This window comes from Pseudomonas quasicaspiana (genome assembly GCF_021147825.1).
Classification (GTDB): domain Bacteria; phylum Pseudomonadota; class Gammaproteobacteria; order Pseudomonadales; family Pseudomonadaceae; genus Aquipseudomonas; species Aquipseudomonas quasicaspiana.
Genome location: NZ_JAGTPI010000003.1, coordinates 114,536 through 129,280, shown reverse-complemented (window position 1 = coordinate 129,280; position 14,745 = coordinate 114,536). Strand labels below are relative to the sequence as shown.

The window sequence follows — 14,745 nt, the reverse complement described above, 5'->3', positions numbered from 1 at the left end:
CAGTGAGAAAACGTTCTCGGGGTGGGAAAATTTAATGCGAGGCTCTCAGCAAGCACCTCAGCTTGAAATGTGGAGTCGTAGCACGCAACTTTTTGGCGAGAAGGATTACGCGGTGTGTCAGTTGAATCGTCTTCGCGAACAAGTTCGCTCCTACCGTGGGCGTAGTGTCTCTGCCGTTCGGGTAGGAGGCAACTTGTTGGCGAGAAGACTACGCGGTGTGTCAGTTGAATCGTCTCGCGAACAAGTTCGCTCCTACCGGGTGGCGCGGTGTCCAAACCGTTAGGGTGCTCGGTGGAATACCACCCCCGGTCGCTCCAGAGTGCGCGACCGCTGAGGAGATTTACGCTCCGCGCACGCCTCATCCATGTAAAAATGTCGACCAACATATCAAGGCCCAAAGTATCAGGAGGATTGCATGCGGTACGCGCACGATCACAAAGCCCAGACTCACGAACGCATTCTTCACGAAGCCTCGGCACGCTTTCGTCGCGACGGGATTGGTGCCACCGGGCTGCAGCCACTGATGAAAGCATTGGGGCTGACCCATGGCGGCTTTTACGCGCATTTCAAATCCAAGGATGACCTGGTCGAAAACGCGATGCGCTGCGCGGCGGACGAAGCCAACGAGCGCACCAGACAAGCCTTCGAAAAAGAGAATGGCCTGAGCGCCTTTATCGATATGTATTTATCCGAGGGACATCGCAATGCGCCCGAGAAAGGCTGCCCAATGCCGACCATGGCGTCGGAGCTCGGTCAGCGCGGCCAGGCCAGCCCGATCGCCGATGAGCTGATCGAGTCGCGTCTGGCGTTGCTGCAAGAAGCACTCGGCGGGCCTGATGCCGACGCGCAAAGCGTGGTAATGCTGTCCGCTCTGGTCGGCGCTTTGATGCTGTCGCGCAGCACTCAGGATCCGGCTCTTTCAGCGCGAATCCTGGACACCACACGTGACTTTCTGAAACAGCAGAACACCGAGTCCTGATCAGTTCTGCCAGCGCTTGAACAACACGCTGGCATTGACGCCACCGAAGCCAAAACCGTTCGACAAGGCGTATTCGATGGCCATGGTCCGCGCTGCGCCGTGGACAATATCGAGACCGGCTGCGGCTTCATCAGGATTGTCGAAATTCAGGGTAGCCGGAGCGATCTGATCGCGAATCGCCAACGCCGTGAAAATCGCCTCGATCCCACCCGCAGCGCCCAACAAATGCCCGGTCGCCGATTTAGTCGACGTCACTGCAATCGAGTGTTGATCGCCAAACAGTGCCTTGATGGCGGCCATCTCTCCTTTGTCACCGACCGGCGTGGAAGTGGCATGAGCATTCAGATGCTGGATGTGTTCTGGCTTGATCCCCGCCTGGCGAATGGCCGCGCCCATGGCCCGCTGAGCACCACTGCCGTCTTCCGGTCCAGCCGTCAGGTGATAAGCATCCGCGCTGGTGCCATAGCCCACCAGCTCTACAATCGGTTTAGCGCCCCGGGCCAAGGCGTGTTCCAGCGATTCAATCACCAGAATCCCGGCGCCCTCGCCCATCACAAAACCGTCGCGGTCACGATCAAAGGGTCGTGAGGCCCGCTCTGGCGTTTCATTGAAGCCACTGGACAAGGCCCGGGCTGCAGCGAAACCTCCCAGGCTGACCCGATCAATCGCTGCCTCTGCCCCACCGCAAATAGCAATGTCTGCTTCGCCACTGCGGATCATTCGCGCCGCATCGCCAATGGCTTGGACACCCGCAGCACACGCCGTCACCGGCGCGCCCAGCGGTCCTTTGAAACCATGCTGAATGGAAACATGACCCGCCGCCAGATTGACCAGAAACGAGGGGATCGTGAACGGAGACAAACGCCGCGGCCCGCGGCTGTCGGTGGTGCGCACCGCATCGGCAATCGCCCCGAAACCACCAATACCCGAGCCAATAATAGTCGCCGTACGCTCTTGGGCTTCTTCGCTATCGGCGACCCAGCCCGCCTGCGTAATCGCCTCTTTGGCAGCAGCGAGGGCAAACACGATGAAGCGATCCATCTTCTTTTGCTCTTTGGCGGGCACCGCGCTGTCGGCATCGAAACCGGCTTCTGGATCGTCAGCCATCAGCGGTACGCGACCACCCACCTTGCCCGGCAGATCGGCAACGACCTCTTCACTGAGCCGAACAATGCCGGAGCGCCCGTCCAGCAAACGCTGCCATACGACTTCGACGCCAGTGCCCAAAGGTGTAACCAACCCCATTCCCGTCACGACGATTCGTGGACCCTTCATAGTGATCTGTGCCTCGGTGTTCAAGATTTGACGCCTCTTGCGTGGGTGGTGCTCATTCTGAAATCCCCAATCGAATACCATATTTATATTACATACGTAATTTAAATCATTGTATGTCGATCAGCATTTGATGTGTCAAGAAGGCCAAAAGGATCAGGAGGACTGACGCTTGCCAGGTTTGGCAGAAGGCGGAAATAAAAGCGGGGATGACAGGAAGGCCGGTCATGGACCGGCCTGATCAGAAGGAATTAACGAAGGTTACTCGACCGCGAGTCTGTCCCGGTTCTTGTCCAGAAGGGCTTTGCCAATGCCTTTGACTTCAATCAACTCGTCCACCGAGGTGAACTCACCGTTGGCTTCGCGATAGGCAACGATGGCTTCAGCCTTGCCTTTGCCGATGCCCGACAGTTGCTTCTGCAGGGTTTCCGCTTCGGCAGTATTGATGTTGACCCTGGGTGTCATCTGCTCCTGCATGGCAGCTGGGGCCATGGGATTATTCTTTTCCGCAGGCATTGCCGGTGCAGCGGTTACAGCAACCGAAGCACTGGTTAAAAACGCGAATAACAACGAGGAAAGAAAAGCTTTACGCATGTGGAACACTCCGTAACATCATGATTGAGTGCGACATTCCTTGAGTCGCCACTCAAACCTAGTTCAGGGTCTTGAGGTGTCAATTGAGGCAAGGGTGTCAAGTTATTACCCTGACGAGCCGATAGAGATTACAGGGACACGGACACCGTTTTCTGGCAACACGAGGCTACAAACCACGCCGTGAAGGGACTGAAAAAACACTTTTTTACGATCATGAAAACGCTCCGACAAGGGCCGCTTAGCGTGGACTGGGAAAGCAAAAAGCCGTTCATCAACCGGGCGCATCACGAAGATGCCGATATACTGCCGCTGGCTGAGGCAGACAATGCGATGTGATCTACGTCCATGGCTAAAGTAAGGTGTGCAGCAGGGGCACCTATGACGATGCGATCGCAAATGACGACGCAATCAACTGTCAGGCCGAACACATCCAAGACTTCTTTTCAGGATAGATAGATGTTCAACGATAAGACCATTCTCATCACCGGTGGCACTGGGTCGTTCGGCAAGAAATACGTTCAGACTTTTTTGAGCCGTTACACGCCCAAGAAGTTGATCATTCTCTCTCATGATGAGATCAAGCAGTACGAAATGCAGCAGACCTTCAAAGCACCGTGCATGCACTATTTCATTGATTCTGTCATTCGTGCAGTACCGAAAAATGATGCCGGGTCCTGACTATGATTCCCTATGGTCGCCAGGATATTACCCAGGCCGATATCGATGCCGTAGTTAGCGTTCTGCAGTCCGACTTCCTCACTCAGGGACCTATGGTTCCGCAGTTTGAATCAACGATTACTGATTATTGTCATGCAGAGCATGCACTTGCAGTCAACAGTGCAACCTCTGCGTTGCATATAGCTTGTCTGGCGCTTGGTCTTGGAACAGGAGACTTGCTTTGGACCACGCCTATTACATTCGTGGCCTCGGCCAACTGTGGGCTGCACTGTGGTGCACAGGTTGATTTTGTCGATATCGATCCACGCACTTACAACCTGGATGTGAAGGCGCTGGAGGAAAAACTGCTGGCGGCTGAACTGACAGGCAAGCTACCCAAAGTCCTGGTTGCTGTGCATCTGTGCGGTCAACCCTGTGACATGGAGCGCATTCATGCGCTGTCAAAGCGCTACGGTTTTCGGGTCATCGAAGATGCGTCCCATGCCACTGGCGGCAAATACCAAAACAAGCCCATTGGAAATTGCCAATACAGCGATATCACGGTGTTCAGCTTTCACCCGGTGAAGATCATTACCACTGCGGAGGGAGGGGTGGTTACCACCAACGATTCGAAGCTGGCGCAAAGAATGAGATTACTACGTAGCCACGGGATTACTCGTGATCAGGCACAGATGACCCAAGAGTCGGACGGTCCGTGGTATTACCAGCAGGTCGATCTTGGATTCAATTATCGGATGTCGGAGTTACAGGCTGCGCTGGGTGTAAGCCAGATGAAGCGCCTGGACGAATACGTTGCTCGTCGACATCGTCTGGCAGAGCGTTATTGCGAGCTGATGACTGATTTGCCAATTACTCTCCCGTGGCAGCACCCAGAAGGCTATTCAGGCTTGCACCTGTTTATCATCCGCCTACAGCTTGAGAAACTGGCAACGACTCATCGTCAAGTATTCGAATCTCTGCGTGCTCAGGGTATTGGTGTAAACCTGCATTACATTCCTGTCTATAAGCAGCCCTACTTCGCAAAAATGGGCTTCTTGCCAGACGACTTTCCAGAAAGCCAGAAATACTATCGCGAAGCTATCAGTATTCCGATGTTCCAGACCCTGACCTTTGACCAGCAGGACGAGGTTGTCACCGCCTTGAGAAAGGCGCTTTACCCATGAAACTAGCAGTGATACCAGCTCGCGGTGGCAGCAAACGTATATCTCGCAAAAACCTCAAAATGTTCTGCGGCAAGCCAATGATTGCCTGGTCGATCGAGGCAGCCCTCAAGAGCGGCTGTTTTGATCAGATTGTCGTTTCTACAGATGATGCAGAGATTGCCGAAGTGGCGCGTGGATACGGGGCAACTACGCCATTCATGCGTCCGGAGGCACTGTCGGACGATTACACCGGCACTATTCCGATAGTCGCCCATGCTGTGCAATGGCATCTGGAGAGTGGCGTCGCGGTAACGCACGTGTGCTGTATCTACGCGACAGCGCCTTTCATGACCGCGGAGGATCTTCAGGCAGGTCTGAATGTGCTGGAAGAGACCGGCAGTGACTATGCATTCTCGGTCACCAGTTATCCCTTCCCGATCCAGCGTGCGATACGCCTGGACGAAGCTGACCGCGTGAGTATGTTTAACCCGGAACATTTCAATACCCGCTCTCAAGACCTTGAAGAGACCTATCACGATGCTGGCCAATTCTATTGGGGCAAGGCGAGTGCCTGGCTTGAAGGCAAGATGGTCTTCAGTCAGGACTCGGCTGCGGTAAAACTGGCAAGACACCGCGTGCAAGACATCGATACCCTTGAGGACTGGGTGCGTGCGGAATGGATGTTCAAGGTGATGAATGCCGTGGATACGGCAAAGTGAAGCCGATGAGGGTCATGTTCAGGGTCGATGCCTCCCTTGAAATGGGCAGCGGCCATGTGATGCGCTGTCTGACATTGGCTAATGCCCTCAAGGAAAGAGGCTCCGTTTGTGAGTTTCTATGCCGAGAGCATCCTGGAAACCTGATTGGGTTTATTCGGGATCAAGGGTTTCCTGTCTTTAACCTGGGAGCGCCTTGCTCTGAAGTATCGGCTCATCCCGGCGCCCAGTATCTGCAATGGTTGGGGGCCACTCAGGAGAGTGATGCGTCGGCGTGCAAGAGCGCTCTTGGGGATAACCCATATGACTGGATAATCGTTGATCATTACGGGATCGATTATCGCTGGCAGTCGTTTCTTGAATCTCACTATTCAAGATTGGCCGTCATCGACGATCTGGCCACTCGCAACCACTGCTGCGATGTGCTGCTGGACCAGACCTACGGACGTCCCGAGTCTGACTATCAGGCACTGGTGCCCGAAGAATGCAAAATACTGACCGGCAGTGAATACGCCCTGCTTCGCCCTGACTTTTCAAGGCTGCGGGAAATGTCACTTGAGCGGCGTAAAAACAGCGGACTGAAACGTATCCTGATCAGTCTCGGTGGAGTCGACAGCAACAATGTCACGGAGCGGGTTCTAGATAGCTTTTGCGAAAGCCCGCTCCCCAAGGATTCTGAAATCGTTGTCGTGATGGGGACGACTGCGCCGTGGCTGGATGCTGTTCGCCAGCGGGCAGCGCGCATGCCCTGGAGAACCAGTGTCCTTGAGAACGTTTCGGAGATGGCCAGCCAGATGTGCGCTGCCGATCTGGCCATAGGCGCTGCTGGATCTACGTCTTGGGAACGATGCTGTCTTGGCCTGCCTACGCTGATGCTGATATTGGCCGATAACCAACGATATGCCGCCTCGTTGCTGTCGTCTGCGGGCGCAGCTCACCTGCTGTCGTCCGAGGAGCCACTTGGCGATCAATTATCGCAGTGCATTGAACGTGCACTTAGTGATCCTGGCTTTCTGAATAACATGACCACCGCCGCTTCGGGCATTACTGACGGTGCAGGTGCGAGCAAGGTCAGCAGTATTCTGGAGCGACTAACGGGTGTGGAGATAGCGCAGTGAGCAGCCTGGGGATGTTGAGAGCGATTCGTCAGGATGAACTCGAACGCGTACTGACGTGGCGTAACGCTGAAAGCGTTCGGCGTAACATGTATTCAAGACACGTGATTTCTACCGCTGAACACCTGAAGTGGTGGAGCTCGCTTCAGGGGCAATCGGATCGACGTTATTTCATGTATGAGTGCTCGGGCGCTCCATTGGGCGTGGTGGGATTTAGCGATCTTGGAAGGGTTGATGCCGTTGGCACATGGGCGTTTTATGCCGATCCAGAAGCGCCGAAAGGAACGGGCAGCAAAATGGAATTCATGGCATTGGATATGGCGTTTGGCGAGCTCGCCCTGAACAAGCTCCGATGCGAAGTCCTGGAATTCAATACTGCCGTGCTCAAGCTACATCAGAAATTTGGATTCAGGATTGAAGATGTCCCGCCTAAGCAGCATCTGTACGAGGGTGAGCAAGTGGGCATCGTCCAGTTCGGTTTGTCGTCAGCGGAGTGGCAGGAAAAGCGTCCGGTTATTCTGGAGAAGTTGGTCAAGGTGTTTGGGGAGAAGTCATGAGTCCATCGATATCCATAGCAGGCCGTACCATTGGTGTGGAGTCTTCTCCCTATATCATTGCCGAGCTTTCCGCCAATCATAATGGCAAGCTGGAAACCGCTCTCAAAATCATTGAAGCCGCCAAGCTGGCGGGTGCTGATGCCGTCAAGTTACAGACCTATACAGCAGATACCATTACCCTGAATAGCGATGCTGATGAGTTTAAAATTCACGGTGGGTTGTGGGACGGTGAGACGCTTCATGGGCTGTATCTTCGAGCACAGATGCCATGGGAGTGGCACGCGCCGCTGTTTGAGCATGCCCGCCAAGTGGGCATTACTCTATTCAGCTCGCCATTCGATTCAACGGCTGTCGACCTGCTTGAAGATCTCGGCGCGCCCGCTTACAAGATCGCTTCATTTGAAGCTGTAGATCTGCCGCTGATCAAATACGTCGCCAGCACCGGTAAACCCATGATCATCTCCACCGGGATGGCCGATGAGCAAGAGATCGCCGAAGCGATTGAAGCTGCGCGTGCTGGCGGCTGCAAAGAACTCGCCATTCTGCACTGTGTCAGTGGTTATCCTGCGCCTGCAGAAGACTATAACCTGCGTACCCTCCCCGACATGATGAAGCGCTTCGGGCTGGTGACGGGGCTTTCGGACCATACCCTCGATAACACCACTGCCATTACCAGTGTTGCCTTGGGCGCATCCATCATCGAGAAGCACTTCACCCTTGACCGCAGTGGTGGTGGGCCGGACGATAGTTTCTCCCTGGAGCCTCATGAGCTGATGGCGTTGTGTCGGGACAGTAAGACGGCCTGGGCCGCGTTAGGTCGTGTGGACTATGGTCGTAAAGCCAGCGAGCAAGGGAACGTCAAGTTTCGTCGTTCGCTGTATTTCGTGAAGGATCTCAAGGCTGGTGAGATTATCAGTGCGGATGCTGTGCGTAGCGTAAGGCCTGGCTTCGGGATGGCACCGAAGTATCTGGATCAGGTCATTGGCTCTGTCGCTGCTGCGGATATTGCCATGAATACCCCGGTGCGAAATCAGGATGTGAAGTTCAAAAGTAATCGTTTCTCGAACGTCGACATTAATAAGCAGTAGAAACGATGATCTATTCGAGGCGTTGAAAGCAAGAGCGCTAATAGACCGCAGCCTTTCACAAGCGCGATCCTTACCGCTCCTAAGAGGGCATCATTGATCCGCTATTTTTTCCTGACTTTCCAAATACATCCAGTCGACGATTTCGCCCTCTGGCGAATAACCGGCAACCATTTCACGCAGCATTTTCCTCACTTGTGGATAATCGTCTAACGACACAGCGTCCATTAGCAATTCGAGCTTCTCCTTGAGAACGTCCCAAGAGAGAAAGTCTTCGTGAGCACTCATGATCATCGGATGGCGGGTTGGGACTACGTTATCGCCGATCAGCAACTCTTCATAAAGTTTTTCACCTGGACGCAACCCCGTGAACTGTATAGCGATGTCCCCGTGGGGATTACGTTCAGAGCGGACGCTCAATCCTGACAAGTGAATCATTCGCTCAGCCAGTTCAGTGATCTTGACCGGAACACCCATATCAAGCACAAACACGTCTCCGCCCTGCCCCATTGAGCCGGCCTGAATAACTAATTGAGCAGCCTCGGGAATGGTCATGAAATAGCGAGTGATATTTGGATGAGTAACGGTTAAAGGACCACCGCTCTTGATCTGTTTGTGAAACAGAGGAATCACAGACCCGGAAGAACCCAGCACATTGCCGAAACGTACCATGGTAAATCGCGTTTTGTTTACCCGAGAGACATTACTGCTGCCTCGAAACAACACAGGCGCGAGCTCGCGACTGAGTGCCTGCAGTACCATTTCGGCGAGCCGCTTGGTACTACCCATGACATTGGTCGGCCGAACAGCCTTGTCGGTGGAAATCAGAACGAAGTTGGCTACACCTACCTGCAAAGCAGCTTGGGCGGTGTACAGAGTACCCATGACATTGTTAAGCACACCTTCGGCGCTATTGTGCTCAACCATCGGCACATGTTTATAGGCGGCAGCATGATAGACCGTATCAACATTCCAGGTACGCATGACGTCGACCATCTTTTCGAAGTAACGTACCGAGCCAAGGATCGGCAGTACCTCAACCGTCAGCGCGCCGCGCTGAACCTGCTGCTCGAGCTCACCGAATATGCTGTAGAGGTTGAACTCGCTGTGCTCGAATAACAGCAATCTGGCGGGCTTCAGCATCAGGATCTGCCGACACAACTCGGAGCCTATTGAACCGCCCGCACCTGTCACCATCACGGTTTTCCCAGTGATGCAGTGCTCAAGTAGATCGTCCTGGGCAGGGACAGAATCCCTACCCAACAAGTCAGCAATGTCAACTTCCTGAATATCGTCAACCTTGACTCGGCCGCTGGCGAGATCCATGAAGCCGGGAACACTACGCACATGCAACGGGTAGCCTTCCAGATAGCCCAGTATTTCCCGACGACGCCCACGCGTTGCCGAAGGCACAGCAAGCAGAATTTCATCTGCACCCGTGGCATCGATCATCTGCTGGATATGTTTAGGCTTGTATACCGGCAACCCGGCGATGATACGTTTACTGAGATTGTCGTCATCGTCGATAAACGCCACAGGACGCATCAACCGTCCCATTCGCAACGCTGCGACCAGTTGATTGCCAGCAGCGCCAGCACCATAGATCGCGACTTTAGGCAGGCCGTCACTACGTGCGGCAAATGGTACGTGCAGGTTCCCCATGAACCAGTCGCCCAGGAAATAGTGGCGCATCATCAAGCGTAAGCCACCGATCATGACGAGACTAAGCCACCAGTAGTTGAAAACTATTGATCGAGGAACGACCACCTTGTGGTCGCTATACCAATAGACGAACAGCGCCAGCACAAGCGCAGAAAGGCTGACTGCCTTGCCAATGGTGATCAGCGCATCATTGCCAAAAAAACGCATGACCGCGCGGTACATGCCAAAACGGATAAAAATGGGAATGGTTAAAATGGGCGCAGTGGCAAACAGCCAGAGGTGATTCGAGATAGGTGCGTAAGCTGCGTCGAAACCCAGGCGCACAACGAAGGCAAGAGCCAACGCGACCCAGATCAGCACGATGTCGGCGCCAACCTGCACAATTCGCTTGTTCTTGCGCGAAAGACCGAGCATTCGCGAACGTAACGTCATCATCATCCCTCTGCTTCCAACAGACTCCGTGCCGCATTGTACGATTTCAACAGACACAGAGTTGATGAAAAAACCGCCATGTAGCAATTTTATTACAAAGCATACGCCAACTTATTCAGCGGCTCCGGCTGAAAACTTGAATGCCAGAAAGACCAGGGGAGCATAAGCAAGGATCAATGCAGTCGTACCCTCCATCCCCCATACCCCGACGGCCATGGCCAGAGGCAGCAACCAGACGATATTTATCACCGCTACTGCGAGGGTCACGGGTAGGTGCCGTCCAAACCGGCGCGTCGCAAATTGATACGCGTGCGAGCGATGAGCCTCGTACACCTTTTCACCCCTTATCAAGCGATGAATCAGTGTCACTGTCGCATCAACAATGAATACACCCAGCAGGATCAACCAGCACCAAAGCAGGGACGGTTCGGCCCAAGCGGCTTGCAGTGAAAGCATGGCCAGAATAATGCCGAGGAAACCGCTTCCCGCATCCCCCATGAAAATCCGTGCCGGAGGAAAGTTCCAGAACAGGAAACCGGCCACGGCAGCAGCCAGTAGCAATGGCAGGGCAATCATCTCCGCATGTCCGGCCATCGAATAGATCACGCAAGCACCCAGGCAAGCGCAGATGGCTTCAACGCTGGCGATACCATCGATTCCATCCATGAAGTTGTAAAGATTGAGTACCCAGACCAGATAGAAAGCCGCTAAAACTGCGCCAATCCACCCTAGATTAAACTCATGACCGAACATCAACAGTGGCGGAAGGCCGCCCATCCAGTAAAGGCCCCAGGCGGCTGAAGTGAAATGACCCAGCAAACGCCAGCGAGCAGCGATATGCCCGTGATCGTCCATGAAGCCGATGATTGCGATAAGGCCACCAGCGCCAGCCAAACCAATCACTGAGCGGGAGTCGGCAAGATCACTCAGGCCAAGCGCAGCAAGTACCACCAGAAACGCCAGCACGATGGCGACGCCGCCGCCTCGGGGGGTTGGGATCGCGTGGGAACTGCGAGCATTGGGAATGTCGATGATACTTTTTGCCAACGCGTACCGGCGCAAGCCAGCAGTCATCAATAACGACGCCAGCAGTACCAGCGGAACAAGCCACCATTGAGTCATTTCTTTGCGTGTTCCTGTGCATGCTTCTGGAAGGGACGGGCAGCCATAGACAAAGCCTCGTCAACACTTACCACGGGCGTCCAGCCTAATAACGTGCGGTTTTTTTCAATATCGACCTGTAAAGACCCGCAAAGTCGTTGGGACAGCGACCGCCTTCCCAACAGGGTCGCGGCCCATACAAGCAACACAGACGGAACCGGCAGCAAACGCGCACTTTTTCCCAAAGCACGAGCCATGCGTTTCAACAACATGGTTGTCGACAGGTCTTCGCCGTCACTGACCAGAAACGTCTGGTTGGCAGCGGCAGGATGCGTCATGCAGGTAAGGATCAGATCGATCAGGTTATCCAGCGCTACAAGGCTGCGCCGGTTGTCGATTGCGCCGAAAGGAAGCGGTACCCCCTTGTGCAGCCAACGCATCATCGACAGGAAGTTCGCCTTGACCCCAGGGCCATAGACCAGAACAGGGCGAATGATCACCACCTCCAGACCCACTTGCTCGGCCAGAGCGCGCAGCCCCTGCTCCGCTTCCATCTTGGAAATACCATACGGGTCGGCGGGAGCTGGAGTGTCGTCTGCTCGATAACATTCGCCTGGCGCAGTGCCCTCGCCATTGACCTTGATGGAACTGATGAAGATGAAGCGCCGAACGCCTGCTGCCGCAGCCTGACGAGCCAGGTTAAGGGTACCTTCGACATTGACAACGCGAAAAGCTGCCAGCGGATCGGCTTCGGTGTCATTCATCACGTGCACGCGCGCGGCCGAATGGATCACCACTTGCACGTCCTTGAGACAGTCTCTCCAGTCGGTCTTGCCATCCAGGCCTGAGATGTACTCAAGGGAGGCCCGCGGGTCGAGCGCTGCAGAGGAGTCACGTACAGCGGCTACGACTTTGTCGCCGCGCTTGAGGAGGTTGTTCAGCAATGCATTACCAACAAAACCGGTGGCGCCGGTCAATAAAACTGCAGTACTCATTGCGGGCTTGCCTTGCGAAGGGTTGCATCACGAAATAGGGATTCCAGGCGCATCAAAAGATTGCCCTTGGCATAGTGCTGCTCGTAATAGTGGCGGCCCGCCTGCCCCATATCGTCGCGACGATCCTTCGATGCATCGGCCAGCGAGCGAGTAATGGCAGCCAGCCCCTGTGCATCTCCGGAGTCACAGGCAAAGCCTGCACCTGACTCCTTTATCACTCGCGCCGCTTCACCATTGATCATGCCGAGCAGAGGTCTACCGGAAGCCAGATAGGCCTGGACTTTTCCCGGAATGGTTTTTTCGAACACATCATTGGTTTTCAGGGAAACCAACAAGGCATCGGCCTGTGCGAACAAGCCCGGCATCGCCTCTAGCGGATGTCGCCCCAGCAAGTGCACATTATCCAACTGACGAGACGCGACTTGCTCAGCAATCCATTCGCTCATTCGCCCATCACCAACGATTACCCACCGCACGGATACACTTCCACGCAGCGACTCGGCGGCATTCAGTACCGCAGGAAAGTCCTGAGCGTCGCCCAGGTTTCCGGCGAAAACAACAGTGAAAGCCTGCGAATCCGGCTTAATCAGATCGCAAGCCGGTGGTGTAGAAGACGAGAAATCGTCTTCAGCCCAACTGGGGAAGTAGACCAGACGCTCGTCATTGATAGGTCGGGTGCAATAGCGTCGAACGTTCTCGATAAATCCGTGAGACTGCAGCAGCAAGTAATCCGTACGGTTGTAAATCCAGGACACAACCTTGCCGACAAGCCCCAGGAGCATTGGCTGCTTGAGCACGCCAACCGCACGCAATGTCTCAGGCCACAAGTCCAGTACCCAGACAAAGACAGGTGCACGCTTTAGCCGCCCGATCACCAGTGCAGGAATGGCAGTCATGATGGGTGATACGGCATAGACGAAGACAGTATCGAATTCGCGCTTACGAAGCTTGAACGCGCCGAGAGTCGAGGCGCTGACAAAGAACGAAAGATAATTCAGCGCCAGGCTGATACTGCGTTTACCCCTCGGGATCAGCGGTACCCTCACCACTTCAGCGCCACAGTAGGCGCTGAATGCTTCAGGGTTTTCGCGAAACTGCTCGAATACGGTTCCTTCAGGATAATTGGGCAACCCGGTCAGTACGGTAACCTGATGGCCTTTTTCCGAAAGATCGCGAACCAGGTCATTGATCCGCATGTTCTCCGGCCAGAAATACTGCGTAACGACCAGAACTCTCAAACTGCTTTCACACATGCTTACTACTCGAATCAGTATTGCTTCCAGACGACGCGATTCACGTAGTCGGTGTAGCTATGCAGTATACGCACGACCTTGTCCGAAACGTTGGGCATGCTGTAGTCAGCGACCAGACGCAAGCTACGTGCGTCGCCTCGGCCCTGGCTTTCAAGAACACAAAGCCCTTGCAGCACACGCTCGGTTTCCAGTCCGACCATCATCACCGCCGCCTCCTCCATACCTTCAGGACGCTCGTGCGCCTCGCGGATATTCAGTGCAGGAAAGTTCAGGATGGAGGACTCTTCGCTGATGGTGCCACTGTCGGACAGTACGGCTTTGGACTCCAGCTGGAGCTTGTTGTAGTCCTTGAACCCTAAAGGTTTCAACAGACGTACATTGGCGTGAAACTGGACGCCCATGGCGTCAAAACGCTTCTGTGTCCGAGGATGCGTCGACACAATAACCGGCAGTCCAAACTGCTCAGCTACCGTGTTGAGCACATCAGCCAGCTTGAGGAAGTTTTTGTCCGAGTCGATGTTCTCTTCCCGGTGCGCACTGACCACGAAGAACTTTCCAGGCTCAAGGCCGAGACGCGTCAGGACATCAGAGTTGTCGATCCCCTCACGGTAGTAACCCAGTACTTCAAACATCGGGCTACCGGTTTTGATCACCCTATCGGCAGGAAGCCCTTCGCGCAGAAGGTAGTCACGGGCGATGGTGCTATAGGTAAGGTTGATATCAGCCGTGTGATCGACGATACGACGATTGATTTCCTCAGGCACACGCATATCGAAACAGCGGTTGCCGGCTTCCATATGGAAGGTCGGGATCTTGCGGCGCTTGGCGGGCAATACAGCCATGCAACTATTCGTATCCCCCAACACAAGGAGAGCCTCGGGTTCGATTTCAGCCAGTACGCGATCAACCGAAATAATCACATTACCAATGGTTTCTGCACCACTGGCGCCCGCGGCATTGAGGAAGTGATCAGGCTTGCGTATGCCGAGGTCCTGAAAAAATATCTCGTTAAGTTCGTAGTCATAGTTCTGGCCGGTATGCACCAGAATGTGATCGCAGTGCTCATCCAGGGCCGCCATCACGCGCGACAAACGAATAATCTCTGGTCGTGTGCCTACGACGGTTACAATTTTCAGCTTTTTCATTTCAATATCCTGTCAACAG

At 54.4% G+C, this 14,745-nt stretch carries 14 protein-coding genes; 7 read left to right on the top strand and 7 right to left on the bottom strand.

The window, feature by feature from the left end; genetic code table 11:
* Window positions 1-415 precede the first annotated feature (415 nt).
* Entirely contained in the window at window positions 416-979 is a 564-nt protein-coding gene (locus KDX30_RS03900; RefSeq protein WP_231675023.1) for a TetR/AcrR family transcriptional regulator, read from the top strand.
* On the opposite strand, the gene fabF is transcribed toward KDX30_RS03900, so the two are convergent.
* The gene (gene fabF, locus KDX30_RS03895) at window positions 980-2,254 is read right to left on the bottom strand and encodes a beta-ketoacyl-ACP synthase II (RefSeq protein ID WP_231675022.1); all 1,275 of its coding nucleotides are present in this window, start codon (window positions 2,252-2,254) and stop codon (window positions 980-982) included.
* 258 nt (window positions 2,255-2,512) lie between these two features.
* A complete protein-coding gene (locus tag KDX30_RS03890; protein ID WP_027897973.1) occupies window positions 2,513-2,845 on the bottom strand; it encodes a ComEA family DNA-binding protein in 333 nt (110 codons plus the stop codon).
* Between the two features lie 456 nt (window positions 2,846-3,301).
* Here KDX30_RS03890 and KDX30_RS03885 point away from each other — a divergent pair, with 456 nt between their 5' ends.
* Genes KDX30_RS03885 through pseI form a run of 6 tightly spaced genes read left to right on the top strand, consistent with a single transcriptional unit; the run spans window position 3,302 to window position 8,141 of the window.
* Window positions 3,302-3,523: a polysaccharide biosynthesis protein gene (locus tag KDX30_RS03885; RefSeq protein WP_231675021.1), complete on the top strand. Its 222-nt coding sequence runs from the start codon at window positions 3,302-3,304 to the stop codon at window positions 3,521-3,523.
* 2 nt (window positions 3,524-3,525) lie between these two features.
* Complete coding sequence (gene pseC, locus KDX30_RS03880) at window positions 3,526-4,686, top strand: UDP-4-amino-4,6-dideoxy-N-acetyl-beta-L-altrosamine transaminase (RefSeq protein WP_231666985.1); 1,161 nt, start codon at window positions 3,526-3,528, stop codon at window positions 4,684-4,686.
* Entirely contained in the window at window positions 4,683-5,384 is a 702-nt protein-coding gene (gene pseF / locus KDX30_RS03875; RefSeq protein ID WP_231666984.1) for a pseudaminic acid cytidylyltransferase, read from the top strand. Before pseC ends, pseF begins: the two co-directional genes overlap by 4 nt.
* On the top strand, window positions 5,342-6,499 hold the full coding sequence (pseG, locus tag KDX30_RS03870) for a UDP-2,4-diacetamido-2,4,6-trideoxy-beta-L-altropyranose hydrolase (protein WP_231675020.1): 1,158 nt from the start codon (window positions 5,342-5,344) through the stop codon (window positions 6,497-6,499). Before pseF ends, pseG begins: the two co-directional genes overlap by 43 nt.
* The gene (pseH, locus tag KDX30_RS03865) at window positions 6,496-7,053 is read left to right on the top strand and encodes a UDP-4-amino-4,6-dideoxy-N-acetyl-beta-L-altrosamine N-acetyltransferase (RefSeq protein WP_231675019.1); all 558 of its coding nucleotides are present in this window, start codon (window positions 6,496-6,498) and stop codon (window positions 7,051-7,053) included. Before pseG ends, pseH begins: the two co-directional genes overlap by 4 nt.
* Entirely contained in the window at window positions 7,050-8,141 is a 1,092-nt protein-coding gene (gene pseI / locus KDX30_RS03860; protein ID WP_231675018.1) for a pseudaminic acid synthase, read from the top strand. Before pseH ends, pseI begins: the two co-directional genes overlap by 4 nt.
* A 90-nt stretch (window positions 8,142-8,231) precedes the next feature.
* On the opposite strand, the gene KDX30_RS03855 is transcribed toward pseI, so the two are convergent.
* The 5 genes from KDX30_RS03855 to wecB form a co-directional block, all read right to left on the bottom strand.
* Window positions 8,232-10,238 (bottom strand): polysaccharide biosynthesis protein, encoded by a 2,007-nt coding sequence (locus KDX30_RS03855; RefSeq protein ID WP_406643717.1) that lies wholly within the window; start codon window positions 10,236-10,238, stop codon window positions 8,232-8,234.
* Between the two features lie 105 nt (window positions 10,239-10,343).
* The gene (locus tag KDX30_RS03850; RefSeq protein WP_231675017.1) at window positions 10,344-11,354 is read right to left on the bottom strand and encodes an MraY family glycosyltransferase; all 1,011 of its coding nucleotides are present in this window, start codon (window positions 11,352-11,354) and stop codon (window positions 10,344-10,346) included.
* On the bottom strand, window positions 11,351-12,328 hold the full coding sequence (locus KDX30_RS03845; protein ID WP_231675016.1) for a UDP-glucose 4-epimerase family protein: 978 nt from the start codon (window positions 12,326-12,328) through the stop codon (window positions 11,351-11,353). The genes KDX30_RS03850 and KDX30_RS03845 overlap by 4 nt, the downstream gene beginning before the upstream one ends.
* On the bottom strand, window positions 12,325-13,581 hold the full coding sequence (locus KDX30_RS03840) for a glycosyltransferase family 4 protein (protein WP_231675015.1): 1,257 nt from the start codon (window positions 13,579-13,581) through the stop codon (window positions 12,325-12,327). The genes KDX30_RS03845 and KDX30_RS03840 overlap by 4 nt, the downstream gene beginning before the upstream one ends.
* Before the next feature lie 14 nt (window positions 13,582-13,595).
* Window positions 13,596-14,726 carry a non-hydrolyzing UDP-N-acetylglucosamine 2-epimerase gene (gene wecB, locus KDX30_RS03835; RefSeq protein WP_231675014.1) on the bottom strand — a complete coding sequence of 377 codons (1,131 nt, stop codon included), beginning with the start codon at window positions 14,724-14,726 and terminating at the stop codon, window positions 13,596-13,598.
* Window positions 14,727-14,745: the final 19 nt, after the last annotated feature.

Bases quoted from the DNA above. Each gene is read 5' to 3' on its own strand.
- KDX30_RS03900 (WP_231675023.1), top strand. From the start codon at position 416: ATGCGGTACGCGCACGATCACAAAGCCCAGACTCACGAACGCATTCTT.
- fabF (WP_231675022.1), bottom strand. From the start codon at position 2,254: ATGAAGGGTCCACGAATCGTCGTGACGGGAATGGGGTTGGTTACACCT.
- KDX30_RS03890 (WP_027897973.1), bottom strand. From the start codon at position 2,845: ATGCGTAAAGCTTTTCTTTCCTCGTTGTTATTCGCGTTTTTAACCAGT.
- KDX30_RS03885 (WP_231675021.1), top strand. From the start codon at position 3,302: ATGTTCAACGATAAGACCATTCTCATCACCGGTGGCACTGGGTCGTTC.
- pseC (WP_231666985.1), top strand. From the start codon at position 3,526: ATGATTCCCTATGGTCGCCAGGATATTACCCAGGCCGATATCGATGCC.
- pseF (WP_231666984.1), top strand. From the start codon at position 4,683: ATGAAACTAGCAGTGATACCAGCTCGCGGTGGCAGCAAACGTATATCT.
- pseG (WP_231675020.1), top strand. From the start codon at position 5,342: ATGGATGTTCAAGGTGATGAATGCCGTGGATACGGCAAAGTGAAGCCG.
- pseI (WP_231675018.1), top strand. From the start codon at position 7,050: ATGAGTCCATCGATATCCATAGCAGGCCGTACCATTGGTGTGGAGTCT.
- KDX30_RS03855 (WP_406643717.1), bottom strand. From the start codon at position 10,238: ATGATGATGACGTTACGTTCGCGAATGCTCGGTCTTTCGCGCAAGAAC.
- KDX30_RS03850 (WP_231675017.1), bottom strand. From the start codon at position 11,354: ATGACTCAATGGTGGCTTGTTCCGCTGGTACTGCTGGCGTCGTTATTG.
- KDX30_RS03845 (WP_231675016.1), bottom strand. From the start codon at position 12,328: ATGAGTACTGCAGTTTTATTGACCGGCGCCACCGGTTTTGTTGGTAAT.
- KDX30_RS03840 (WP_231675015.1), bottom strand. From the start codon at position 13,581: ATGTGTGAAAGCAGTTTGAGAGTTCTGGTCGTTACGCAGTATTTCTGG.
- wecB (WP_231675014.1), bottom strand. From the start codon at position 14,726: ATGAAAAAGCTGAAAATTGTAACCGTCGTAGGCACACGACCAGAGATT.